The 26027-nt window shown below is 37.9% G+C and carries 19 protein-coding genes and 2 pseudogenes; 11 read left to right on the forward strand and 10 right to left on the reverse strand.

What is annotated here, in order from left to right:
* Positions 1-258 precede the first annotated feature (258 nt).
* A complete protein-coding gene (locus ANA_RS02790) occupies positions 259-3759 on the reverse strand; it encodes a hypothetical protein (protein WP_015078531.1) in 3501 nt (1166 codons plus the stop codon).
* A gap of 309 nt (positions 3760-4068) precedes the next feature.
* On the opposite strand from ANA_RS02790, the pseudogene ANA_RS02795 reads away from it, so the two are divergent.
* The 3 genes and pseudogenes from ANA_RS02795 to cobT all read left to right on the forward strand — a co-directional run.
* Positions 4069-4320: pseudogene (locus ANA_RS02795) on the forward strand (helix-turn-helix domain-containing protein); the annotation flags it as partial.
* Positions 4321-4478: 158 nt separating this feature from the next.
* On the forward strand, positions 4479-5189 hold the full coding sequence (locus ANA_RS02800) for a DUF2232 domain-containing protein (RefSeq protein WP_041457600.1): 711 nt from the start codon (positions 4479-4481) through the stop codon (positions 5187-5189).
* Positions 5190-5328: 139 nt separating this feature from the next.
* Entirely contained in the window at positions 5329-6429 is a 1101-nt protein-coding gene (gene cobT, locus ANA_RS02805; protein WP_015078534.1) for a nicotinate mononucleotide-dependent phosphoribosyltransferase CobT, read from the forward strand.
* Here cobT and ANA_RS02810 read toward each other — a convergent pair.
* Positions 6426-6773, reverse strand: coding sequence for a hypothetical protein (locus ANA_RS02810; protein WP_015078535.1), 348 nt, complete (start codon positions 6771-6773; stop codon positions 6426-6428). The two genes, cobT and ANA_RS02810, sit on opposite strands and share 4 nt — an antisense overlap.
* 241 nt (positions 6774-7014) lie before the next feature.
* On the opposite strand from ANA_RS02810, the gene ANA_RS02815 reads away from it, so the two are divergent.
* The 4 genes from ANA_RS02815 to ANA_RS02835 all read left to right on the forward strand — a co-directional run bounded on the left by ANA_RS02815 (position 7015) and on the right by ANA_RS02835 (position 10178).
* The gene (locus tag ANA_RS02815; protein ID WP_041457601.1) at positions 7015-7230 is read left to right on the forward strand and encodes a hypothetical protein; all 216 of its coding nucleotides are present in this window, start codon (positions 7015-7017) and stop codon (positions 7228-7230) included.
* A 557-nt stretch (positions 7231-7787) separates the two neighbouring features.
* A complete protein-coding gene (locus tag ANA_RS02825) occupies positions 7788-8996 on the forward strand; it encodes a NupC/NupG family nucleoside CNT transporter (protein WP_015078537.1) in 1209 nt (402 codons plus the stop codon).
* Positions 8997-9058: 62 nt separating this feature from the next.
* Complete coding sequence (locus tag ANA_RS02830; RefSeq protein ID WP_015078538.1) at positions 9059-9799, forward strand: phytochelatin synthase family protein; 741 nt, start codon at positions 9059-9061, stop codon at positions 9797-9799.
* Between the two features lie 151 nt (positions 9800-9950).
* On the forward strand, positions 9951-10178 hold the full coding sequence (locus ANA_RS02835; RefSeq protein ID WP_015078539.1) for a hypothetical protein: 228 nt from the start codon (positions 9951-9953) through the stop codon (positions 10176-10178).
* Here the strand turns inward: ANA_RS02835 and ANA_RS02840 are convergent.
* Positions 10173-11333, reverse strand: coding sequence for an AI-2E family transporter (locus tag ANA_RS02840; RefSeq protein ID WP_015078540.1), 1161 nt, complete (start codon positions 11331-11333; stop codon positions 10173-10175). The genes ANA_RS02835 and ANA_RS02840 overlap by 6 nt on opposite strands.
* Positions 11334-11514: 181 nt before the next feature.
* Between ANA_RS02840 and ANA_RS02845 the strand changes: the two genes are divergently transcribed.
* Both ANA_RS02845 and ANA_RS02850 read left to right on the forward strand, forming a co-directional pair.
* Entirely contained in the window at positions 11515-11877 is a 363-nt protein-coding gene (locus tag ANA_RS02845; protein ID WP_015078541.1) for a hypothetical protein, read from the forward strand.
* 250 nt (positions 11878-12127) lie between these two features.
* Positions 12128-13552, forward strand: a complete 1425-nt coding sequence (locus ANA_RS02850) for an LCP family protein (protein ID WP_015078542.1) — start codon at positions 12128-12130, stop codon at positions 13550-13552.
* A 147-nt stretch (positions 13553-13699) separates the two neighbouring features.
* Here ANA_RS02850 and ANA_RS02855 read toward each other — a convergent pair whose 3' ends face one another.
* From ANA_RS02855 to ANA_RS02870, 4 genes and pseudogenes are all read right to left on the reverse strand, one after another.
* Positions 13700-14830 carry an extracellular solute-binding protein gene (locus ANA_RS02855; RefSeq protein WP_015078543.1) on the reverse strand — a complete coding sequence of 377 codons (1131 nt, stop codon included), beginning with the start codon at positions 14828-14830 and terminating at the stop codon, positions 13700-13702.
* A gap of 315 nt (positions 14831-15145) precedes the next feature.
* On the reverse strand, positions 15146-16828 hold the full coding sequence (locus ANA_RS02860) for a serine/threonine-protein kinase (RefSeq protein WP_015078544.1): 1683 nt from the start codon (positions 16826-16828) through the stop codon (positions 15146-15148).
* Between the two features lie 204 nt (positions 16829-17032).
* Positions 17033-19414: a 7TM-DISM domain-containing protein gene (locus ANA_RS23405; protein WP_015078545.1), complete on the reverse strand. Its 2382-nt coding sequence runs from the start codon at positions 19412-19414 to the stop codon at positions 17033-17035.
* Positions 19415-19428: 14 nt separating this feature from the next.
* Positions 19429-21034 (reverse strand): annotated as a pseudogene (locus ANA_RS02870) (peptide ligase PGM1-related protein).
* A gap of 283 nt (positions 21035-21317) precedes the next feature.
* Here ANA_RS02870 and ANA_RS02875 point away from each other — a divergent pair.
* Entirely contained in the window at positions 21318-21575 is a 258-nt protein-coding gene (locus tag ANA_RS02875; RefSeq protein WP_015078546.1) for a hypothetical protein, read from the forward strand.
* A gap of 335 nt (positions 21576-21910) precedes the next feature.
* Complete coding sequence (locus tag ANA_RS02880) at positions 21911-23398, forward strand: site-2 protease family protein (protein WP_015078547.1); 1488 nt, start codon at positions 21911-21913, stop codon at positions 23396-23398.
* Positions 23399-23527: 129 nt separating this feature from the next.
* Here ANA_RS02880 and ANA_RS02885 read toward each other — a convergent pair whose 3' ends face one another.
* The 3 genes from ANA_RS02885 to ANA_RS02895 all read right to left on the reverse strand — a co-directional run bounded on the left by ANA_RS02885 (position 23528) and on the right by ANA_RS02895 (position 25998).
* Complete coding sequence (locus ANA_RS02885) at positions 23528-24745, reverse strand: glycoside hydrolase family 10 protein (RefSeq protein ID WP_015078548.1); 1218 nt, start codon at positions 24743-24745, stop codon at positions 23528-23530.
* A 112-nt stretch (positions 24746-24857) separates the two neighbouring features.
* The gene (locus ANA_RS02890) at positions 24858-25811 is read right to left on the reverse strand and encodes a DUF6414 family protein (RefSeq protein WP_015078549.1); all 954 of its coding nucleotides are present in this window, start codon (positions 25809-25811) and stop codon (positions 24858-24860) included.
* Positions 25765-25998 carry a hypothetical protein gene (locus ANA_RS02895; protein ID WP_041457607.1) on the reverse strand — a complete coding sequence of 78 codons (234 nt, stop codon included), beginning with the start codon at positions 25996-25998 and terminating at the stop codon, positions 25765-25767. The genes ANA_RS02890 and ANA_RS02895 overlap by 47 nt, the downstream gene beginning before the upstream one ends.
* Between the last annotated feature and the right edge of the window lie 29 nt (positions 25999-26027).

Genomic DNA, 26027 nt, shown 5'->3' on the forward strand with positions numbered 1-26027 from the left:
TTATCATCTCTAGAAACTGAATATACGCACTAAAGTTAGTTTATTTTTATTTTTACTTTGCTACTCATTTCCATGATCCCACCCAAAAGCCTGAAAACCCTATTATATGTCTTCTCTAGGAAGAAAGAAGATCCTGATGTTTTGCCATTGAGTCCTCCATTTAGAGATGCTCTAATTGTATCTAACGTTCCCAAAAGGTCAGTTGTCAGGAGGAAAAAAAGAAAAAGTAAAATCCCCCCTGCCCCATGCTCCTCTGCCCTATACTTGACTATGTAAAAGGTAACTATATGGTTCTTCTAGGGATTGCACGGTACTAGATTTAATGGCATCTAAATAACGTAGTAATAACTGGACTTGTTGTAAATTGGGACGATAGGAGAGATTGCCTTGTTTTTCAAATAGTGGTGGAGAGTTTATGCCTGCTTTGAGGGAATCAATTGCTTTGTAGTCGAGATTTTCCTGGGAGTGATGGGTCAGCCAAAGGTAATCTGAAGCCGCAGGAATTAAGCCTGGTGGTAGTTCACCTTCCAAGAAAGCCAATAACCGCTGTTGACAGATACGGGTATTGATACCACGACTTTCAAATAATTGCAAGACTTCACCAAAGGTTAAAGAACGGTTGGGCAATAGTTTTAGCAATTCAGAGAATAGGAAATAATCTGTGTATTGTTGTTTAGGTATGTCTAAAACTTGGGGATGCAACGGTAACATAGTTAAACCTAATGCAACTCGACTGCAATTAGGAGCGCCGTTTTCACCAAGGTATAAGTCCTGAATAATTTTGGCATTAGGCAATTTTTGCCGTAACCAACGGTTAATAGTGCCGACGGAAGCCACACCACCGCTGAGGACAGCTTGATTAATAGCTTCGGTGGGAATACCACGGGCTACTAATAATTTGTTAAGCTCTCGATTGAGACGACGGACAAAGGGAACAAAGACTTGACTTTCTAAATCTCGGCGCTGTAATACCCAACGTTGGTCGGCGAATTCTAGGGTAAAGGTTTCTTGGTGCTGTAAAATTAACTTTAATGCCAATGCTGCATCTAATAAGGCTTGTCCCAGGAGAGAACTTTCTAGACGTTGCTGGAGACGAATCCGTGCTTGTGTATCTGGTTCTCCAACTTTGGGTAGTACCAGTCCTTCTAAACCCAAATTAGAGAATTGCATTTGGTCTAAACCGGGAATTGAGGGTTGCCAATGCCAAGGATTAGCATTCGCTTCTTCATGATGAAATTGCCCAGGTTGGCGAAGTTGGCGGGATTTTGGTGGTAATAGTAACTGACAAATAATATCCTGTTCAATGCCTTTACCAGAGTAGGCAAAATTGTGGAGCATGAAGTTTTTATGTACCAATTCTTCCAGATTTGCTGGTATATCTACCAAGGTCATTTCTACTAGGGTTGCCCCAATATTAATTGCTAAAGTGTTACCTACCAGGAGATAATTGCTAGTTTTTAAAGCCCGTAAACCCTGCTTTTCGCTGATTTGGATAGATTGACCATTGGCACTGTCTAATTCTGGCAGTAAACTGGCGATCGCTTCTTCCACAAAAAAGACTTGTTGAGGATGAGAGATAAGTTCGCTAGTCACAATCGCTTCTCGAACGTTAAAGCGATATTGTTCGGTCCAACTGGAAGGACAAGTACAGATGACACCAGCGATATTCTTAATTACCTTGGAAAAAGTTGGTATATTCATTCCCACAGCATTAGCAATTAAAGCTGGTGTGGTACTAGTTTGACTAGCTCTGAGAGTTGATAGTAGCTTAGAGAGCGATCGCACTACCCAAATCAATGGACCTGCGGAAAACTCATTTAATTGCAGCATTGGTTCCCATTTTTGTCGTTCTTGCTGGTAGGGAACTGCTATTTGTAAATAAGGCTTTAACTGTGCTGAATAAAGATGAGGGGAAGATTCTGATTGTCCATTTTTCACCTGATGAGAAGTTGAATTTGTCGGTAAATAAACTTCTGCTGGTAACCGGAATGATTGCTGAAAAGAAGCATCACCACTTTGATTTTCTGCTGACCAATAAATTGGATAAACTACCAATTTAGAGTGATTTAATAAAGCCGCAGAAATTCCTGTCGTGCCAATATCAATTCCTAAATACCAAGTCGTATTTAAATTATCCTCTGGGACAAGATGATTATTTTCATCATTGGGAATTGAGGGTTGAGGACTGGTAATTGGAGTTTGCTCACTGGTAATTAAAGCTTGAGAAAAATCTTCTTTTTCTGCTTCTATATATGTCTGAGTTGTCAAACTTAAATCTACTTCCTGACAGTTATCTAAAGCTACATCCTGATTTTCCGGTTCTATGTGGGAATTATCTGATTGATTGATAACTGTTATTGGTACTTGTTCATGAGTCGTATCTACTAACAAATCAGTCAGAACTGTAATTGTATCCACAGAATTTGGTTCTGCTAACGTAGTGCTGTCAGCTAGACTAGAAACTATCGAACTGTTAATTTCTAATGCTGATAAATCATGATTAACCACTTCAGAAGCAATGGATAAACTTTCATCTTCCTTCAGCAAAATATCAGGAGAAAATGAGAAACTTAGCGGTGAAGAAATTTCAGTATTAAAGAAACTGGCATAAAGTTCAGCTACTTCATCAGTATTTGTTAATTGTAAATCTTTTGCAGATTGTGTTGGCTCTTGTAACAACTCTGTATCCAGATCAATTGGCAATATTTCCGCAGCAGGAAGTTCTACAAGTACATCTTCTGAAGGTGTTAATTGTTCAACAACCGTGGACTCAGCTAATAATGGTGATGCCGCAGTCGGAAGTTCTGTAGATACATTTTCTGAAGGTGTTAATTGTTCAACAACAGAGGACTCAGTTAATAATGGTGATGCCGAAACTATTTCAGTGTTGACATCAGAAATAGAAGACTCATTAATCAAGACTTGTTGTTGTAAATATTGAGTCAAATTATTGAGAAACTTCGCCATCAATTGTTCACCTTGCATCCCCTCATTGTGCATTTTAGCTAATGCTTGGGATAAGGATTGATAATAGGCGTTAATATTCCGTTCTAGGGCTTCAAAAATAGTATTAACAGTTCCATCTAGAGACAGTAAGTGTTGATCTAAATTCCGAGCCAAATTTGCCAACTGTTCTACCCGTTCTGCTGATTCTAAAATAGGTTGAATGGCAGAAGTAATTGCTTCTAAATTCTGTAAATCAGGGTTAATTATTACCGCAGAATTTGATTTTAGATGTGGCACTAAACGACCCATGAGGACTTCTAAAAATTCAGAAATCATTTCGTCTTGGTTCGCTAACTGCTGACTTAATGAATGGTTTTGCAGTCGCTTTTGCTCTAGTTGCCTAATTTCCTGAATCAAATCGGCTCTTTCTGCTAACAGCCTGGATAATTCCGCTTGTAAAGGCTGAATTAAGACCATCAATTCTTGTTTGATTTGTCCTGTTTCAATACTACTAAGCTCTGGTTGATGCGAACCAGACTCAAATACAGATGGAACATTAACCTCTTGGTTAAATTGTGTCAAGAGAGATGAAAATTTTGGTGTGGGAAGTGGGTTTGTAGTTTCCGGTAGGACATCATCTTTTGATACTTCCTCCTCACTCAGTCGCACCAAGAAGTTATGCACTCGTTGTAAAACGTCTTTTTCCTGTTGTCCTTGGTTAGACAGGAACTTAGAAATGCCTTTAGCTGTGTGAGACAGTAAGTGATCAATATCTGCAATTAGTTGGTGAATTTCATCAATATGGGAAGTCACGTTAAATTACCTTAGTTAAAAATGTACAAAATTTTAGAAGATTCAGGTTTAGGTAGTTTTTAAGCGCAGAGCGCAGTCTACGCGATTGCGTGGTGTTATTCATGCACTCTCGTGAGGGATACAGGAAAATCAAATAATACTTCTAAGTAGGTTGGCGTTAAAAATTGTCGTTATGACAAGGGAACAGGGAACTCTTAACTGGGAACAGGGAACTTAAACATGAGTTTTTCCTGTTCCCTCTGAAATTTTTATAACATAGTTGGTGTAATCTCAGACAATCTCTATTAAAGGTGGTTGTAATTTAATGGGTTGCGACAAGTTAACAGAAAATTGCAGTTACGGGAATCAGATAGTCAGTCACGGGTGGCGGATACGTTGCTATTTTTGGCAGAGGGGCAAAGCAAACAAGAGAATACAGGCACGGAAATTCCTAATTTACCCCACCGCGAGTTAAGTAGTTTAAGCGGATTGGCACGGGAAACTGTGACAAGAGTGCTGAGAAAATTAGAAAAAAAGGGTTTGATTGTGAGAGATTATACTCAAAACGGCTTGATTGTTTGATTCTAAACGTAGGGGTTTAGCACTGCTAAACCCCTACACATCTGGGTTCTTTGTCATTTGGCAAAAGTTTAAATCTCACCCGTGTTTAGTATAAGATAGAATTCATATTCCCGATTGGTCAGCTTTGGAAAAAACCATCGTTTAATTTAGTTGCCTGCATGAGTATTGTTGATTTGCTCCCAGAAGAACCAGAGAAAGATTCATCTCCTGAATCTCTTCCCCAAATTCAATTACAGTACCAACCTCTTAAAGTTGAGAGTACCTTGAGGATGGTGGAAACGGCTTTTTTAGCAAGTACGGCGAGTTTAATTTGGTTTATTAATTTTTATTTTCCTTTGGGTCCTGTATTGCGGGTATTTTTTCCTATCCCTATTGCTTTGGTTTATTTACGTTGGGGTAAACGGGCAGCTTGGATGGCAGCAGTGACTTCTGGGTTGCTGTTGTCTGTGTTGATGGGTCCATTCCGCAGTTTGTTATTTGTCATGCCTTTTGGCTTGATGGGTGTGCTATTGGGGGTGACTTGGTATCGTCGTGTCCCCTGGATTGTTTCGATGACTTTAGGGACGTTATTGGGGACTATGGGGGTGTTTTTTCGGCTGTGGTTTTTGTCTGTGCTATCGGGGGAAGATTTGTGGGTTTATGTGATTAACCAAGTGACAGAAATTATTGAATGGATTTTTTTAAAGTTGGAATTGTTAATGACTCCCAATTTATTATTAATTCAATTAGGAGCGATCGCTTTCATTGTTCTTAATAATTTTATTTACTTGTTTATAGTCCATCTTACTGCTTTGTTACTTTTGGATCGCTTAGGAAATCCCATTCCCCGTCCACCTCATTGGTTGCAAGTGTTGATGGATTATGAGTAGTCCTAACTATGATTTTTTTGATTAATTTGATGAAGATGATTAATTGTAAAAGTCATAACTATGATTTTTTTGATTAATTTGATAAAGATGATTAATTAATCAGGAAAATCAGAAAAATCAGAAAAATCACAGTTTAGATATGATTAATATTTACACACAAGTTCCCCAGGGCAAAGCATGGCTTCATCGTTATCGGGGTAAATTACCGATATTTGCCTGTATTTTGGGATTTACAGAAACGGGTTTAATTCCTGGTATTTCTGCCGCTGGGTTGACTCCACAGGATCGCCAATATACAGCTTGTGCTGATGGAGAATTTCTCTATTACGGTGCTGAACATCAACCCAAGTACCCTCTCCCTCCTTTGACTTCCGGGGCTTCTCCTGTGCTGATTTCGCGGGCGGTGGTGGCTAATTTAAATATCCCTGTGTACTTGTTTAATGCGGGATTACCCCATACTCCACCTGTACCATTAATTGATTTGGGTGGTGCGCCGGCGAAGTGTTTAAGTCAGGGTGCAGCTATGGATATAGATACTGTCAAACATTTATTAGTACAAGGATTGCGTTGGGGTGATCAATTAAGTTCTGAATTAAGTTCTCATGGGTATTTAATTCTCAGCGAGTGCGTTGTCGGTGGCACAACAACAGCCTTGGCAATTTTAACTGGTTTGGGCATTGATGCTGTTGGTAAAGTTAATAGTAGCCATCCTGTGTGTAATCACGGACAGAAATGGGATTTGGTGCAAGCGGGATTGGCAAAAATGCCCCCGTCAGTTGATCCTTTAGAACTGGTGGCCGCAGTAGGTGATCCTATGCAGGTGGTAGTAGCAGGAATGGCGATCGCCGCGAGTCGGAGTTGTGGGGTATTATTGGGTGGAGGTACACAAATGTTAGCAGTTTATGCTTTAATTCAAGCGATCGCTTACACATATTCTTTATCTTGGCAACCCGCAGAAATTGTCATCGGCACAACCCGTTGGGTAGCAGAAGATCCCACAGGTGCAACAGTTGATTTAGCCCAAAGTTTACACAAAAATAGCATCCCTCCCTTGTTAGCTACACAATTGAGTTTTGCTAATTCTCGATATCCTCAACTTCAAGCTTATGAACGGGGTTTTGTCAAAGAAGGTATTGGTGCTGGTGCGGCTTGTATCGCTGCCTCTTTAAGTCAAAATTGGCAACAAAATCAATTATTAGCAGCTATTGAAGCCCAACTTGAAGAAATTAGCCGCAATTAATAAGCTCTCTGTCTGAGTAACTGTTCTTCCAAAGCAGCAATCCGATGATATGCAGCGGTTAACTGAGCTGTTAGCCGTTGAATTTGGATTTCTGGTGTTATTTGTTTATCTGTCGTCTGATAATTCATTTCTACAATACCATCTGACAAAATATCTTTATGCTTCAATTCTTTTAACTCAGGCACTGGCTGTTTCTTTTCTAGATAATGTTCTATGACTGGTAACTTATCTAAAGATGAATCTGACAAAGCTTGAGATAGCCGCATATCAAGCCTTTCAATCACTTCATAGATAGCATCAACTTTCTGGCTCAATGTGAGAATTTGTTTTTCTAAAGATTCCATTTAATACCTGCACCAAAAAATATTGTCTCTATGTTATTCACTTTACTGAGGATCTTCGATATACTTATGGATTATTTAACTTTTCATCTTGTTTCAATACCTTAGCCATTTTTTGCAGGTTGGGTTAAGTGACAGCGCAACCCAGCGCTCATGTTGGATTTCATGCTGATTGCTTGGCGTTCACGCAGTGTCCCGCAGGGATACGTTTACGTTCCACAACCCAACCTTGTATCTTAGAGGTATGTTAGAAGAAGTGGTAGATGATCCAGCAAAATTTTTACTGGCGGGTCATCGAGGTGGCGGTAAAACTACTGAACTGCGACGATTAGAACAAAAATTAGGAAATACACATACTGTTATTTGGATAGATACCCAAACAGCCCTAGATAGATATAACATTGGCTATGCTGAAGTTGTAGGTTTTGATTGGTTTGCAAATTGCACAGCAAGCTATTAAAGCAAAAACAGCCTGATAATCAAGTTATTGCTCATCAGTTTTTAACTCAGAGTTTGCAAATCTATCAAGATTTAGATTTACAGAAACAAGCTGGAGAGATAAGCATGATATTGGGTAATGTATAATTCATTACTTATGATTATCAATAGACATCTGGTGAGAATTAAACGTGCGTGGTTTGAAACCCTTGTAGAGATGTTCCATGGAACGTCTCTACAGTTCCCAAAACACAGATACCCCCAGTTCATTTTGTTGTGAACCAGAGGTATCTCATAATTGGTAGACTATAAATCTTTCGGTATACTGAAGTTGAAACCAATATACACTCTTTATTCCCATTTGCATAGTTCTGTAATAACAATTTATTTAAGTTTTGTATACTTTTAATTATTTCTTTATATTTAAGATTAATTAAGCCAGCAAATATCCTGTTTTTCTTCCCTTGCACTAGCAGCATTTTGGTGATAAATACCGCCTAAATCAGCTAATTCGGCACTTAATGATCGGAAATTAAGTTATTCTGAAGCTTATTTGCAAAAAATATGGAAACATTGAATATGGAACGCACTATTTCATTTTTAGGCATTTGTGTTTTCATCAGTATATGCTACGTCCTGTCCGTGAGTCGTCAAGCTGTGCGTTGGCGGACAGTCGCCTGGGGATTGGGGTTAGAATTTATTTTGGCTATAGTCATTCTCAAGACCCCTTGGGGTTTGAACTTATTTAAATCCTTGGGAAATATCGTTGGTAACTTTTTAGCTTTTTCTGATGTTGGTGCAAAATTCGTCTTTGGTGAAAACTTCAAAGATCATCTGTTTGCTTTTGAAATTCTCCCCACAATTATCTTTTTCTCATCATTTATCAGTATTCTTTATTACTATGGCATTTTGCAAAGAGTTGTCAATGCCCTAGCATGGTTGATGATGAAAACCATGAAAACATCAGGTTCTGAATCTTTGTCCTGTGCGGGAAATATCTTCTTGGGACCAACAGAAGCAGCACTCATGGTCAAACCTTACCTAGCAAACATGACAAAATCTGAATTGCACGCCGTCATGACTGGTGGTTTTGCTACCATTGCCGGGGGTGTACTAGGTGCTTATTTGTCCTTTGGAATTCCGCCAGAACATTTAATTGCGGCTTTTTTCATGACTTCCCCTGTTTCTCTAATAGTATCTAAAATCATGTATCCAGAAACAGAAGTATCGGAAACTACTGGAACAGTGAATATAGAGATCAAAAGTAATTATGTTAATGTTCTTGATGCTGCGACTTCTGGGGCAATTGATGGCGTAAAATTAGCGGTTAATGTTGGAGTCATAATAATTGCTTTTTTGAGTTTATTAGCCGCTGTCAATGCCAGTTTAAGTTGGTTGGGGAGTTTGGTAAGTTATCCGCAATTGTCCTTAGAATGGATGTTATCTTTTGTTATGTTTCCCGTCGCTTGGTTGATGGGTATACCTTGGGCCGACTGTGGACAAGTTGGGGCATTATTAGGTAAAAAGACGATTCTTAATGAATTTATCGCCTATTTGGATTTAGGAGAAATGATTAAGAAACAAGAAATTTCTCAACGTTCAGCAATTATTGCCACTTACGCTTTGTGTAATTTTGCTAATATTGGCTCAATTGGCATTACTATTGGGGGGATGACAGGAATAGCACCCAACCGCCAACAAGACTTAGCCCGTATGGGTGTAAGAACTATGATTGGTGGATTATTAGCGGGTTTTATCACTGCGGGAATTGCGGGGATTTTGATTTAATAATATAAAATGATGCCTTGCTGTTGTCCTAAAAATAATTTAAATCAGGTTGAAAATAAACTATGAAATTGGCAGCAATCAATCCTATCAAAACATCAATTAGAGTTATAATTTTAGGCATTTGTTTAGCGAAAGGAAATGTTTTTGCTCAAACATTATCACTTTCCCCTAACTTGATTGGTTTTGATACTCCTGAAGGTGAAACATTATTAATTGCTAGTAAATCAAAAAGTGATTTTTTCCCATTAAGTACACAATTTGTCACCCAAATTAATCAGGCATATTGTGGAGTTGCTAGTATGGTGATGGTGTTAAATAGCTTGAAAATTCCTGCACCAGAAGCACCACAATATAAACCATTTCGAGTATTTACCCAAGATAACTTTTTCAGTAATGAAAAAACTAGAAAAGTCGTAAATTCTGAAGTTGTTGCCCGTCAAGGTATGACTTTAGATCAGTTAGGAGGATTATTGGAAAGTTATGATGTGCAAGTTAAGGTGTATCATGCTGGTGGGATAAATTTAGCAGAGTTTCGCAAGTTAGCAGCAGAGAATGTAAAGCAACCAGGAAATTTTATTATTATTAACTATTTACGTCAGGAAATTGGTCAAGAACGAGGTGGACATATTTCGCCTTTAGCTGCATATAACGAGTTAACAGATAGATTTTTAATTATGGATGTTTCGCGCTATAAATATCCACCTGTTTGGGTGAAAACAGCAGATTTATGGAAGGCAATGAATACTGTTGATTCAACAGCAGCCAAGACGCGGGGGTTTGTATTTGTGAGTAAGAATAATTGATGTTTATCTACAGGGAACAGGGAACAGTTGTTACCAAAACTGTAACGATTGAGGATTTATGAATCTGTGGATGAGATAGTGAACAATTAGTAGATTAGCAACGTCTTTTGCAATAGACACCCGAAAATCTGGAGTAATTGAGGAAATAATTATGAATTCTATCACAACCAATTTTCTGCAACGACGTTATGGGGTAAGTTTGGGCAGACGTTATGTTTTAGCAGCCGCTAGTGTTATGCTATTAGGTGCGTTTGCTTATTCCTCGATAGATAACAGCAATAACGTTTTTACTAGATCTTATCTACCCAATACAGAACTAGGCTTTTTACCAGAAAGTCTAAAGACACGCTCGTTTCCCACTTACCGCGAGGTCTTATGAAACACTCAAGGAATTATTGGTTTCTACTTTTGGAGATGCTTCTGGTGTCATAGGTGTGGCTATATCATCCAGAGAAGAGTCTTCTGGATCAAGACTCAGTGCTGAGGGGCGAATAGCACTGATGATGCTTTTAATAACCACAGCGCAGGGGACAGCCACGATTACTCCTAAAAGTCCGCCAATTCTCGCTCCAGTTAAGACAGAAATTAAAATCCAAACGGGGTTTAAACCCGTAAAACTGCCTAAAATTCGGGGTGCAATCAGATTTTCGAGAATTTGCTGCACGATTACGGCAGCTATTAAGACCCTCACCCCCATAGAAACATCTTGGAGTGAAACCAAAGAAGTTGTCAAAGCGATACCCACAGAACCGCCAAAGGGGATAAGTGCCATGACTCCAATAGTTAACCCAAATAATAGACCAAAGGGAACTTTCAGCCATAAAAAGGTAGGAATCAGCGCGGAAGCCATGCAGGTTGATAAAATTAATTGGGTGATAAAAAAGTTTTGAAAGCTTAAACGGACTGTTTTGGAAAAGGGAGCGCGAAATTTAGAAGGTAGCCATTCTACTAAACTTTGCCAAAGTTCACCGCCATGCTGTAATAAATAAAACGTTAATACCATTGTTAGTAGGAAATCCAACAAACTGGTAACAGTGATCACGGCTAGATTTAGCACCTGTCCAGCTATGGACTGTAATTGTCCTTTGACGCGATCATTGATTTGTGCAGCTAAAGCATCTAAGTTAATGGGTAAACCTACACTTTCTGCCTTACCATTGAGTATCATTAATTGTGAACGTCCTGAATCAATTAAGTCTGGTAAACGCGCCACCAGTTGTTGGGCTTGAGTCAGGGCGAGAGGAAACAGGGTGACACCTAGAGCTAATAAAATGGATAATGCTAACAAAAATACGAGGATGGCTACTTGCTCTCGTTTTGCTCCGTGATTTTCCATCCAACTTACGGGATAGTTGAGTAAAAATGCTATTACCGAAGCTCCGACTAAAATAACGATCAGGGAGTGAAAATAATTGAAAATTGCGGCAATAGCCCAACCATTGAGAACTAATAATGGTGCAAGTAGCGCGATCGCTAAGTATCTCGCTATAGGTGTCAATGTTTGCCACCAATTGAGTAGCTTACGTGTTTGCATTTTTAGGTAATTACACTATAGAACTAAATTAATTTCTTCTTGACAAAGTATTAATCCCATGGAAGTTGGTCATCGGTAATTTAAATTGTTAGTTGCCCCTACCTAATTAACAACTTAGGTTATTATCTCTAACTTAATGACTATTATTCACCATCTCTAGTTTATGATCACATCAACCACTATGGATAACTTGCCAGCAAAAGATACAGATATCTCAAAAACACAACTTATTTTATATTTGATTCCCATTATCGGCTTTTTTCCCTCGCTGTGGACTCTCTACCAGCGTCAGGGTAGCCGGCAACAAGTTACTGCCAGCCGTTTATCTATTACCTTGGCCTTTATCTGGATGTTAGGTTATTTATTGTTAACTACTGGAGCAGTAACAGATTTTTTGACACTGCGCTTGTTAATTCTCAATAGTTTTCTGACTTCTGGTTACTTTTTAGTCAGTGTTTGGTTGATTTTCCGGGTCATTCAAGGCAAATCTTCCCGTTTACCAGGATTTAGCAACTTGGCAGAGCGACTATGGCATAAGTATTAAATAGCAAATCGGAAAATCATAGAAATTATCGCAGCCCGTTACAGATTGCCGGAAGTATAAATTTCAAATCAAAATCTCAAGATTAATAAAAAGGCTTTCACCCCTAACTCCTGGTTTGTGAATTCTGTTGTATATTCGGAGGTTTATTATAGCAAATTTGATGAGAAGTTAGCTATTATAGTCTGATTTGTTTGGGATGTATTGAGTCGGCAAATTTACTTTATTTAAAATCGTAGGTGAGAGGAAGTCTGTGACTAGTCAAAAAACATCAGCAGCACAACAAAAAGCCGCAAAAGCTAAATATAAGGGGAAAGGGCAAAATTCCCGCCCATCAAAATTAGGACGGTGGCTATGGTTTGCGGTGGGTATGGGTGGGATTGCCATAGTATCTGGACTTGCAGGGGCGTTGTTGGCGGTTTCTTGGGAAAGTACGCCTTTGCAACAAGCTCAACTCAGTCCCCAGGAGGAAGCGGTATTTGATGGGGATAGTATTTCTGGCAATGGGTTACAATTTTCCCAACTAACTCGTCCTGTTAATATCCTGCTAATGGGGATGAGCGTACTGCCTCCAGATGTCCAAAACCCCCCTTCTGACAGCAAAAATCTGAGTTATTTACCCCAAATTAATTCTTTTGACGGTCTTTCTGATGTCATGCTGTTGATCAAGTTTGATCCAGAGACAAAAAAAATAGTCATGCTTTCTGTGCCTAGAGATACCCGTGCAGAAATTGAAGGGTATGGAGTGAAAAAAATTAATGCGGCTAATGCAGAGGGTGGACCAGCGTTAACGGCGAAAACCGTTAGTAATCTTTTAGGTGGAGTAGGAATTGATCGCTATATTCGTATTAATGTTTTGGGCGTTAGTAAGCTAATTGAAGCTTTGGGGGGAGTGAATATTTATGTCCCCAAAAACATGAAATATCGGGATGATTCCCAGCATTTATACATTAATTTAAAAGCGGGTCAACAACATCTCAATGGTGAACAGGCATTGCAATTACTCCGCTATCGTCATGATGAACTGGGAGATATTGGTCGAATTCAGCGCCAGCAAATGGTGTTGCGGTCCTTAATTGAACAGACTCTGAACCCGACAACCATCACGAAATTACCAGACATTCTCAATGTTGTTAAGGAAAATATTGATACCAACTTATCTGTTGAGGAATTAGTAGCGCTGGTTGGCTTTGGCTCAAAAATCAATCGCTCGAATATGCAAATGTTAATGCTACCTGGACGCTTTAGCGACAATCATGAGTTTGATGCCAGCTACTGGGTTCCAGATGGGCGGAATATTGCGAAAGTAATGACGCAGCATTTTGGTTTAGAAGCGAAGACGGCAGAAATATCGTTTGCTGAACCTAGTCATCTGCGTGTAGCTATTCAGGATAGTACAGGGAACAATCGCTCTCAATTGCGTCCCCTAATTAGAACATTGGAAAAAGCTGGATATAAAAATATCTTTGTCTCCAAACCCTGGGGACAACCCCTGGATATAACTCACATTGTGGCACAACAAGGAGATGGAGATAGTGCCGAATCAGTCCGTAGTCTCTTGGGATTTGGGGAAGTACGCGTAGAAAGCACTGGTAATATCGGTTCAGATATTACTATCCAGATAGGAAAGGATTGGTTTCAAAACCAGGCTATTTTCCAAAACTCCACCAGTCCGTAAGCCCTATTGATTACAAACATCTTTACTGAACTTAAAATTTCACAAAAGTCAGCAGTTATGGATTAGAGTCCAAAGAGACAAAATCAGCAATTATCCTCAAGAATGAATCATTAAAAGCAAAGTTGGATTCCGTTCTTCTTGCCAAAATTATGATTGTTTGATCTTGATGAATAAATCTTCATACTCTTTCATAACTGCTGGAGGTAAGGGGAGTATAAATTCACTTTTGGCCAGAATTTCAGCATCAGTTAATAATAAATTCTGTAACTGTTTCTGAATATCCCCCAGAACCATAGCATTGTCCACAGGAGAATTGCTTTTAGTTAGTAAGGCAATTTGTTTAGAGGTATTGGGTTGTAAACAAAAATCTAACCATTGATATGCTAAACCATCATTACTAACACCTGTGGGACTTACCCATAAATCAGTCCAAATTGCTGTTCCTGATTGGGGAACAACTGCGGCAAATTTTTGATAACGACTGATTACCGGAATAATATCATGAGACCAACCAACTGCTAACCAAGTATCCCCAGTAATTAATGGTTCTAGATAGTTTTGAGAATCATAGAATTTGACTTGTTGATTTAATGCTTGTAATTCTGGTTTTAGTGCGGAAATTTGCTTGATATTTTCCGTGTTATAAGATTTTCCTAATTTCTTCAAAACTAAACCAATTACTTCTCTGGGATGATTAAGTAAAGAAATCCGATTTTGTAATTCACTTCGCCATAAATCACTCCAATCTGTTGGTTTCCAACCTAATTCTTGAAACTTTTCTTGATTATAAATAATTACTGTATTCCCCCACCGATAAGGAACACCCCAAATTTTACCTTCTTGATCACGCTTAATTAGTTGTTGCCATTTTTCATTTAAGTTAGCTAAATTTTTGATATTTGTTGTTGCTAATGGTTGAATTAGTTTTTGATCAATTGCTGCTTGTAACCAATAATCTCCCAAGGTAACTAAATTAGCAGTCGGTGATTTTTGATTTTGATTAAATGGTAAATAACGAGTCCATTCTTGCTGATTATTAGTTGGCGGTTGTTGCCAAGTCTGTAATAATTTAAATAACTCCTGAAGCTGATTCACTGGGGTAAATTTCAATTTTCCCCCTTGAGTTACAGTTTTCCGAAACTGATTAACTACCTGACCAGGAATAGAATTTTTTAATAGCTGTACATTTAAGGGGGGTTGCTGGTTTGTTCCGCATCCTGTGATCAATTGAGAAAGTGTTAAGGTACTTGTACCCAATAAAAAAGATCGTCTGTCCATTGATTTTACAGTTGGTGAATATAGCCATCCTCAATCATAGCTTGAGTTTGATGGGGCAATTTTACATATTGAGCTAAAATAGATAAATAAAAATTTACCGCTTGCATCAGCAAAAAAGACACGCAAGACTTGAAAAGTTAAATAATCCATAAGATACAAGGTTGGGTTGTGGAACGTAAACGTATCCCTGCGGGACACTGCGTGAAGGCCAAGCAATCAGCATGAAATCCAACATGAGCGCTGGGTTGCGCTGTCACTTAACCCAACCTACAGAGAATGGACAAGGTATTGTTACTAATACCGAATTTTTAATTGTTATCGCCAACCTAGCCAGCGTAAGCAAGGGACAACTAGGTAATAGCTTATACTCAAGGAAAAACTAATTAAGATACTCACTAAACTAAAAAAACCTATGGGTGAAAATACATCCAGCCCTTGTGGTTGGCTGGAAAAATGGAATAAATGCAGTCCCAATCCTAACCGCACGAAAATGGCTATCAAGTTGGCGCTACCTAAACCTGCAATCACAGCATAAGCGATTTGATGAGTGCGAAGACCTAAGCCGAGGGTTAAGAGGGGAAGTGAGATTAAAATCCATGTGACTAAGCTTTCCGCCGGATTTGGAGTGGTGATGAATTGACAAGCTATCCAGCCTAAACTGTAGCCAATTAAGCCCATTAAAGCTGTGATCAGAAACCGCCGCTTTTGTCCAAAACAGCCTGATAAGGTTAATCCCCAACCTGTTCCCAAACCTGCAAAACCATAAACTATACTTTCTGCGGCTATATAAGGTTGTTTTTGGACTAATGTTGGTAATGGATAGGTTAGTAATTCTAGCCAGCGATCGCCTAAACTGGTATGGTAAGCCAGGACAAAACCAATTATAGTCCCGATTCCCGCGCAGATACTTGTCAGAATCATCACCCAAATAGTCGCCAAACAAGCTAATAAAAATTTATATATTCCCTCAATTATAAATACAGTAGTATTACTTATGAATTGAGTAATATCAGTAATTGATGTTACGACAAAATGACCTGCGCTGATCAATAACCCCTTGTGTGGACGTAAAGAAGCAATCTTGATTAATCGCTTATGAATAATAGCTGCATCCGCTGGACGAAATTTCGGATCATCCTGTACCATCTCATCAAGCAAGTCCGCTAAATCTGATTTAATCTGTCGGTAATTACGCCAGCGTAATTTACCTGTCAGACTATCTTCTAAGTCTGGCGGATACTTACCTGTTAGTAGTTGAATTATAGTCCGTCCTAAAGCATAAAAATCTGCGGCTGGGCCAACATTACCACCGCGAATTTGTTCGTAAGGACTATAACCGGAGGAGTACAAGCGTGTAGATGTGGGATGCGATCGCAAAACTGAACCACTAAATTGTTTAGCGCCGCCAAAATCAATTAGCACCAATTTATCATCCTTCCCAGGGGTTGCGGGTGTAGAAGTACGCAACATTAAATTAGAAGGTTTTATATCTCGGTGAATAATTTGGCGTTGATGTAATTCCTGTAAAATCTGTACAGCTTGAATAAACCAACCTATTACCAAATCTTCGGAACAACCTTGAGGAGAATTTATTAATACTTCCTCTAAAGTGTAGCCATTGATTTTTTCCATCACCAAACATGGTAATTGATAGGGTTTAGGGTTAACCAAATTAATTTGAAAATATCCGTCAGCATCAACTGTAGGTACGCCAGAGTTACGGAAACTACTTAAAACTTCCGCTTCTTGCTTGAATAATTCCAGCGCCTTGGGTGAGGTTTCTACCAGCACCTTCAGCACTTTTTCTGTCTGTGTCTTTTCATCCCAAATTGTGTAAATTTGGGCAAATCCCCCCGCACCGAGAGGTTTAAGAGAGAAATAGCGATTTAACAGATGCAGCGGTGCGCCACAACTGTTACAGAATTTGTTTCCCCAGGGTTGAGGATAGGGACGTTGACAATGGGGATTTATGCAGTGAACCGAGAAGCAACCGTCCATTAAGGCTTTTAAAGATTAAAATATAAAAATCAATCAATTCTCACAACTACTAATTATCGGCTTTGGAGCATTTAAAATCAAGTTATTAACTATTTTCCAGAATGCTCAACCCATGTTTAATGTTAACACATGATTAGTATAGTGTATTTGTATTGTTAGCGTTAATGTTAATCATTGGAGTATAATTAAGCGGTAAATAAGTTTTTACTGTTCCCAGGGAATAATTACTGTAAATGTTGTTCCTTGTCCTACTTGACTATCTAAGATAATTTTGCCTTTGTGCAAATCTACACATTTTTTCACTATGGATAATCCCAAACCTGTGCCAGAAATCGAACCGACGTTAGAGGCTCTATAAAAAGATGTAAATAAATTAACCTGATCTTTTTCAGGAATACCGATGCCACTATCGGTGATTTTAAAGATCAGTTGGTCATTTTCTTTTGTTAAATTAAAATCAACTAAAGTTTTTCCAGGTGAGTATTTAATGGCATTAGTCAGTAAATTAGTCAGAATCTGATGCAAGAGTTTTTGATCAAAATTAACAATTAGAGAACTGTCTGCAACTCCTGCGCCTAAGTTCCAAGAAAAGTCAATGGTATGGTGCTGACAAGTAGTTTCTATTTTCTTTTTGAGATCATGACAGAAAGCAATTATATCACTTAATTCTGGGTTAAATTCTATTTTTTCAGCTTCGGTGCGGTTGATAGTGAGGACATCGTCTAGAAGTTGAATCATCCGAGTAATAGTTTCTTGGATAGTCTCTAGGTGTCCCTGTTTATTTTCTGAAGTGAGGCGATCGCCAAAGTTTTGTAAAATGCTTGTAGATGAGGAGATAATGGTTAGAGGTGTGCGAAACTCATGGGATGACATTGTCATAAAGCGCGATTTCATTTCGCTAATAGCCTTTTGTTTTTTTAGTGCCTCAATTATCTCATTTTTAGCTTGTTTAATTGGAGATATATCCCTAATAATAGATGCTAAATTAGTGGTTCTTGCTGTTAGCTGATCCTTGATTAATAAAAAATAAGCGATACTATAAATGATTGTTCCTGTTTTCAAGTTACAAAATTTTAATTCTCCTTCCCAACTTCCTATTTCTAATACAGTTGGCAAAATCTGTGATTCAAATAAATTTCGCTCCTCTGGACAAAGATAATCTAATATATTTACTTCTGAATCATAATTTTCACCAATTAAACCGATCATTTTCTTCGCCGCATCATTCATAAAAATTGTTTCTCCATTAAGATTAGTAATAGTAATAAATTCTGAACTATTTTCCACTATCATGGCTAGTTTTTGTTGTTCTGATGCTAGTTTGTTGCGTTCTTTTTTCAGTAAATTAATATGATCGCTTAAAGCTATGGCTAAAAAAAATAATAAGCCAATTACTTCAAGACGAATAAATGCTTCAGTCAATGGATTGACAGATAACCAACCAAGGTAGGTAGCACACAACATAGCTATACCTAATAAAAAGCAGCTAAATGCTAAAATAGCAAATCGAGCCGGAGTAAAACCTTTAGACCAGATGTAGAAACTAGCATAAATCATCACTATAGACATAATTATCAACAACAACATAATAATAATGATGCTATTACGAACAGGAAAATACCAATTAAATAAAGTATATCCCACACTAGTCCAGCGAAACCAATTCATGAGTTTGTAGAGTTGATAACTATAAACACGCACTTGCAAAAATGAGATAAAGAAGCTGGAACAGCCTACTAGAATAATGCATAGAAATATTAATAAAACAGGAATGTTATATCCAGGAAATTCTGGCCATAGATATTGGAAGGCCAAACCATATCTGATGAAAAACTGACCACTCACACCAATTATGAAAAGAATATAGTATTGGTAAACAACATCTTTTAATAAGCAAACCAGCAGTAAATTTATGATTACAAAACTCAATAAAATCCCATAAAATCCACCCAGTAATAGTTGCTGGGTAGAACTACTTTTATAGTAAGCAAGAGGTGTCCAGAGAATGACATCAATGGCTATAGTTCCCTGACTGGTATATCGCAAATAAATAGTCTTTTCTTCATCTACAGCTAAAGGGAGGATAAATATAAGCTTACGATCTGACAGTTCACGATTAGAAAAAGGCAGTAAGCGACCAATTTGTTTTTTAATCCAGGTATTTCCTTGAGGAATATATAATTCCACCTGATCCACATTATTAGGTGCGCCTTGAAGATACCATTCTGAGGTGACAGTGCTATGATTTTGTAACTTTACCTTAGCCCAAATTGCAGATTTAGAGAAGCCCATATTCGGGATATCTGTATGACTGGGGGTAAATTTTTGTGGCTGTTGACTAACATCTGCTATTGTTAACTGTTGGGTTGGATCTTGGAAAATTTCTACAGATTTTCCCAGTTTATATTGTTCTTGTTGGTCATGTAATACTACGGTATTGCTTGTTTCTAAGGGATTATTAGTGTTAGCAGGTTGGAACGTTCCCAACAACATTACCACTCCCATCAGTGATAATAAAAACCATAATACAACTATAAAATACTTAGGTAAGTTCAATTCCTTATACATTTGTGATATTTGTAACATAGCACCTCAAAATTTTAACAACTATATCCATCTCCAGTTAGAGGAAAATTGTCATCAGAAAACATAGCACGATTAGTATAATCACCGCTAGTTTCTTGATCAAGAACTTCAATAACTTTGTGATAAATATCTTCCGCTTCTTGGGGAGAATCACCAATACTTGTTAATCCCAATTTACCAAACTGGGAAAGGCAACCCATGAGATGAAATACCGTACCTGTTTCCGTGCCACTATCAAAATGTAGTCTATGGTGGGCGATAATATCCATTAAATCATTAGGTAATAATCCCTGATAACTAGCTTTTTGCAAATTGTCTGTGGCAATATAATATTTTGGTCTACCTTGTTGACTATAAAATAAACCCGTGGATAAATCATAACGACCATTAGTGAGGAATTTTAAAGTCATAAATGGGTGAGTTGTTCCCCCTTTACGAAGGTTAATTTCAATGGCTTGAATATCCCATTTACCATCACCTTTATCAACAGTCACAAAGTCAACTGCAAATCTTTTCCAAAGCTCCTTTCTCTGCTAATTTTTTGCCAACTCTTAAACCTAATTCCTGTAACTCACAGCGATAATTTGCATCCGCAGGAAAACGACAACCTATATAGATTTGTCCGTCTGGACCGCCTAAAATTTGGTCATGGGTAGAAATAATTTCTACCTCTCCATTGGGTGTAATTCTGCCTTGAACACTGGGAGAGTTTTTGATTTCTCCTTCGATAAAAGCTTCAACAATTGCCCCTAATTCGGGAATGCGCTGGGAAAAATTTGCCCAAGTTTCTTGTAAAGATTGAAAGCGTAAATTTAGAAAGCGATCGCTAATAGCTGCTACCCTGTGAATATGATCAGCTTTTCCCGGTGCAAAATCCATTATTTGTCTTAGATCTAAGAGTGCATTTCCCTCTCCTGAAAACCCTTCATTCAACTTAATTACCATTCTTTGTAATGTGGGTTGACGTTCCCACAAATCAGCCGCAGCATTGGCTAGATCGTTGGTATTTCTGACTAACTCACTACCGTCGGGAAGGGGGACATCACTTTCTTTGAAAATTTGTCTGCTGCCGCTTTTTGTTCCCCAAATTTGTAAATCTGGTGCAGCAGCATATAGAGGTACACCCAACTTTAGAGATAATTCCGATTCCCAAAAAGTAGAATTATAACAGACCATAAAAGCCTTATCTAACCGCAAAGCCTTGTGAATTCTTTCTAATAAGCGAGGACGTTCCAATATTTTTTGACTCAGAGGTTTTAAAGAAGAATCATAAGTAGAAAGTAATAATAACCGATGACGAGCATGAGAAAAAGGAATACCCGGAAGTAATTGCAGATAATAGTCAATAATGCTAGGATGAAGCGGCATTGAAGTCACATAAATCAACCTAGTGCGGGGATTTCGTAACCGCATTAACGAAAAAAGTAACCTTTCCTCATAATGCTCACAGCCTTCCACCTTGAGTAATTCCCGCTGATCTATACTCAAAGAAGGAATAATTAAAATATCCGCTTCACTATTATCGAATAACTCGCTAGTTTTCCAGCGATCGCGTAAAGTTAATTGTAAACTCCGAAATTTATCAACTTCCTGAAAATCATCAATATTTAGTGTCACCATATCCCCATACCCATACTACTTCCTTACCTAATATATACCCCAAGAGAGAGTGCAGATAAAGATTGTAAATGTATCGTTTTGTTAAATATAAAAATCTCCATCTCTTCATTCTCCACCTCTGCGACCTCTGCGCCTCTGCGGTTCGTTAAAAAAAATTACAGTTCACCACACAAACAAATGCCATATTAATTAATAAAAATTTCAGACTAAAGACAGATAAATAAATATTTAATAACTAATATAATTGCGAAATGGAAATAGATAAATATTAAAAAATCCACTTATGGCATCTCCAGAACCATTACATGATACAGAATTAGTAGATTGTGCTAGAGCAAACGCCAACCAGGGAATAGAAACCGCTGCGTGTCAGTGTGGTTATGGGGATGATATTAATACATTTGCTCAAGAATTACGCCAAGCTTGTGAAAAAATGAATTTGCAAGTTAAAGAACTCAAAGAATTGATTACCGATCAGGATATAATGTTAAAACTGGGTGCTGGAGAAATTATTGCCCCTGAAACAGCATCAGAACTTTGATACTGTCCTTTTGTAGCGAATTTTCAAATCATAAAAATTGCACTTTGTCAATTCTTTGACAAAAGAATATTACTTAAAGCCTGATAACTGCGTGTAGTGTCACCACAACATAGCGCAATTTGAGCAGAAAACAAATCAACTTATTTATTGATTTTATCCTCAAAAATGGTAAAATATATAGAAAAACAGACTTGTACTAGTACACAACGGCGTAAGTCAATCAACCATTAAAAATTTGACAAAAGCTTGTGTAATCTGCTTTTTTAATTTTTAATTTTTAATTTTTAATTCCGCACTGCGGTACTAGCTTCGGTCTCAATAGCAAAGGTTTAGAGATGTTGACTTCATCGGAAACTCCTATAATTGCAGCCATTGTGCTGATAGCGTCCGGCATTTTAGGCTGGGGCTTTTATCGCGCCAGACCTTTTGGTAAACTAGGCATCTTAGCCTGGTTACAATCCCTCGTTTTAATGACTCCCTGGCTTTTGTTCTTTGGATTATTTGCCGCTGGGATTTATATCAACATCGTTGGTATCTTATTCTTAGTGGTAGCTTCCGCTGGATTGTATATTTTCCTGGGTAGAAAATTACGGGACGCGGGACAAGATGCTATTCTCAAACAACGGGCAACAGAGCGACTCGCTGCCCAAACTGCAAGCGAAGGTGATAAAGACAGTTCAGTCGTAGTATCAGAACTACAATTAGCACCAACACCCATACCTGAAGCAGATTTAAGCCTAATTAGAGGCATTTTTGGCATTGACACATTTTTTGCCACCGAAACTATTCCCTACCAAGAAGGAGTAGTTTTTAAAGGCAACTTGCGCGGAGAACCAGAAGCCGTTCACAACCGACTGACGAAAACTTTACGAGAACGGTTAGATGATAAATATCGGCTGTTTTTGGTAGAAGATACTGACAGTAAACCTGTGATGATTGTTCTCCCTAGCCGCACAGACCCCCAACGCACCCAGTTAGCACAAAAAGCTTTTGCGGTGATCTTGTTGATAGCAACTATCGCTACCAGCTTAGAAGTGGGGGGTATATTACAGAATTTCGATTTATTCAGTAACCCCGAACGCTTTGCCGAAACCTTACCTATTGCCTTGGGTTTATTGGTAATTTTGATCTCTCACGAAGTGGGACATTGGTTATTAGCACGTCGTCACCAAGTTAAATTAAGTTGGCCATTCTTTTTACCAGCGGTGCAAATTGGTTCTTTTGGGGCAATTACTCGGTTTGAGTCCCTTGTCCCTAGCCGGAATGCTTTATTTGATATTGCTTTGGCTGGACCGGCTTTTGGGGGGATTACTTCCTTACTATTACTGGTAATAGGATTGCTACTGTCCCACCCAGGCAGTTTATTTCAATTACCCAATCAGTTTTTCCAAGGTTCAATTTTAGTCGGTAGCTTGGCACGAGTTGTCCTCGGTTCGGCTTTACAATCTCCGTTGGTGAATATTCATCCTTTGGTAATTGTTGGTTGGTTAGGATTAGTCATTACTGCTTTGAATTTAATGCCCGCTGGACAATTGGACGGGGGGAGAATTGTACAAGCGATTTATGGACGCAAAACCGCAGGGAGAACCACCTTTGCGACGATAGTTTTACTGGCTATCGTATCATTAGGTAATCCTTTGGCGATGTATTGGGCAATTGTGATTTTGTTTTTACAACGGGATTTAGAACGTCCTAGTTTGAATGAAATCAGTGAACCAGATGATGCTAGAGCGGCTTTATGCCTTTTGGCTTTGTTTTTAATGATTGCTACTCTTTTACCTTTGACTCCGGCTTTAGCTGGGCGTTTGGGTATCGGTAGTTAGGAATTTTGGCGTTGCATAGAATTATGTTTCGCGCAAAGGCGCAAAGGAGCGAAGGCGCAAAGTTTATGCTTTTAAATTTTTCACTTTCATCCTTTAATTCTGCAACGCCAGATTTTCTTTACCAATTTTCTACGGTTTCCAGTTTGCTAATAGGTTGGGGTAGTTTGTGGGTGTGGGGAATATTTTTTGCCATGTTTGTTGACGTTGTTGGGGTTTTTCTTGGCTCATGTTCCAGAGGGTTTCGTAGAAGAAGAAGGAAACGCCGGCAAATTTTTGCTCTCGTACTTTTTCTATTTGGGTTTTGATTTGTTCCATGGGAACTGTACGATTTTTTAACCCACTTAAAATGCCAATGCTGACGGGAATATGAGTTTGGGCTTGTTTGACTTCGGGATATTCTAATTCGCTGATAAAGACGTTTAAATCATTTCGATAAATCTGTAAAACTAAATCTTCAATTATTCCCATTCTTTCCCATTTTTGCCAATCTGCAAGGAAATATTCGTAGGAAAAACGCTGGGGATTGGGAGCAACGGAAACGATACAATCTTTTTTATTTGCTTTAATTGCTGTAAAGACTCGTTTCATAAAGTCGGTGATTTTGTTCGCTCTCCAATTTACCCATTCTGGATCTTTGAAGTCTGCGGGAGGAAGTTTACCTTGATGTTCTTTTTTGTATAATGCTGTGGTGTAGGCATCATATCCTAGTTCTGATGGTAATCCAAAATGATCATCAAATTGAATCCCATCAATGTCATAGTTTTTGACTATTTCTATAATTAAATCTTGGATAAATTGTTGCACTTCTGGACGAAAGGGATTTAACCAAACTCGGTTATGTGTTCCTTCTTTGACTATTTTTGTGCCATCTCTGCGGTTTGTCAACCAAGTAGGACGATTTTTAGCGAGGAGAGAATCAGCAGGTGCCATAAAGCCAAATTCAAACCAGGGAATTACTGTTAAATTTTGTTTATGTCCCTCGGTGACTATTTCTTTGAGCATATCTCGCTTTTGCAGTCCGGGGGTAGGGTCAACTGCTTTACCAATAACTTTGGCTGCGACTTTACTAGGATAAAGTGTATATCCCCAATTCCAGACGGCGGGATAAACGGTGTTAAAGTTGAGTTGTTGTAATGTTCGTAAACTTTGTTTTAGACGATTACTCTCAAATAAAACGTCACTATCAATATTTGTTAACCATACTCCCCGTAATTCTGTGGATTTAGGAATTTGAGCATTTAAGGGGAATGATAGCATGAAGAATGCAATCATACTCACGGCCATAATAGCTGCTAAAAATCCTAGTTTTTTAGTTTGACGTTCCCATTTTATCAATATTTTTTTCATTAGTTAAGTCTTTGAAAGTCGCGTAATTTTTACATTTATTAATTGTTGTTGGGTTGCGCTTTGCTTAACCCAACCTACAATTACAACTAGAAGATAAGCTGAATATAAATTTCTATTTAATTTCTGTATATATTGCTATTGGTTCTATTACTAAGTCAATTTCTCCTGTCCAAGCTTTCCATACTTCTGTCATATCTATTAATCCTGAAAGACCAGGAAAAGTAATTTTTTCTATTCCTCTTCTCGGTATAAATCCAACTATTGTCATTTCTACATCCCCTGGCATAATATATGCTGATCTAAGTTGATCTCTTGTTATCCGAAGGTGTTCTTGATTTATAGTTCCTATTAGATTTGAATTTCCTATATTAGTATTGACTGTAACAGAACCAATTGAAAATGCTTTGATTATCTCTAATCCAGCTTTTGTAGTTTTCAAATGATTTTCTTCTTCTTTTTTTTGTTGAGTATTCTGCTTAAAACCCTTCTTACTATTTTGGTCAGAATTTGGTAAAAAAAGATTTATTACATTATCATGACTAAATAATTCTATAATAGAATCCCAATCAATAAATCTACAAACTCCAGTTATTTTTATTAACGATGAATATTTTTCTAATTCCTCTATGTCTTTTATTTCTTTTAAAATTCCTTTATTTATTAATATTTCTTCAAATGTTAGATAGCCATAGTCATGTTCAACAATATCTTCAGTGGTAGAATATAAATATTCATCGGATGTAGTATTAACCCCTTTTTTATATCCATCTTTCTGGGTTGTTTTATCTACTGTTTTTCCACTAGCTCCACCTGCATAATTTTTGGGACCAATGCTTATTTCACCTTCTTTACCATCCTCTTGAATTCTTTCCTTATATTCTTCACCTGAACTTTGTGTAGATTTAGTACCTTCATTCTCTGTTAATCTTCTCAGTTGTACTAGACCTCCAAATAATTGAGAAGAATAAGAATGTAATTTTATTTTATCCAAATAAATAAAATGTTTTAAGCTTAAAATCTCATCTTCTTCTATTAAATTTTCTTTTAATTCGAGATCTTCTTGCATTAAAATCCTCCTGACATTTCTGTTGCTCTATTAATGATTCATTTTTCATTGCTTGAACAGCTTCATTAAAATCCAAATGATTTTCACCTTGTTTTTTCATCTCATTAACTATCGTTTGAGATGCCGTAGCTATATACTCAGCTAGTTCTTCTATATCAAGATTTCTATCAAGATCGGAATTGTTCATATTCCAGTAGTATTGACTGGACATCTCCA

The sequence above is a fragment of the Anabaena sp. 90 genome (assembly GCF_000312705.1).
GTDB lineage: Bacteria > Cyanobacteriota > Cyanobacteriia > Cyanobacteriales > Nostocaceae > Dolichospermum > Dolichospermum lemmermannii.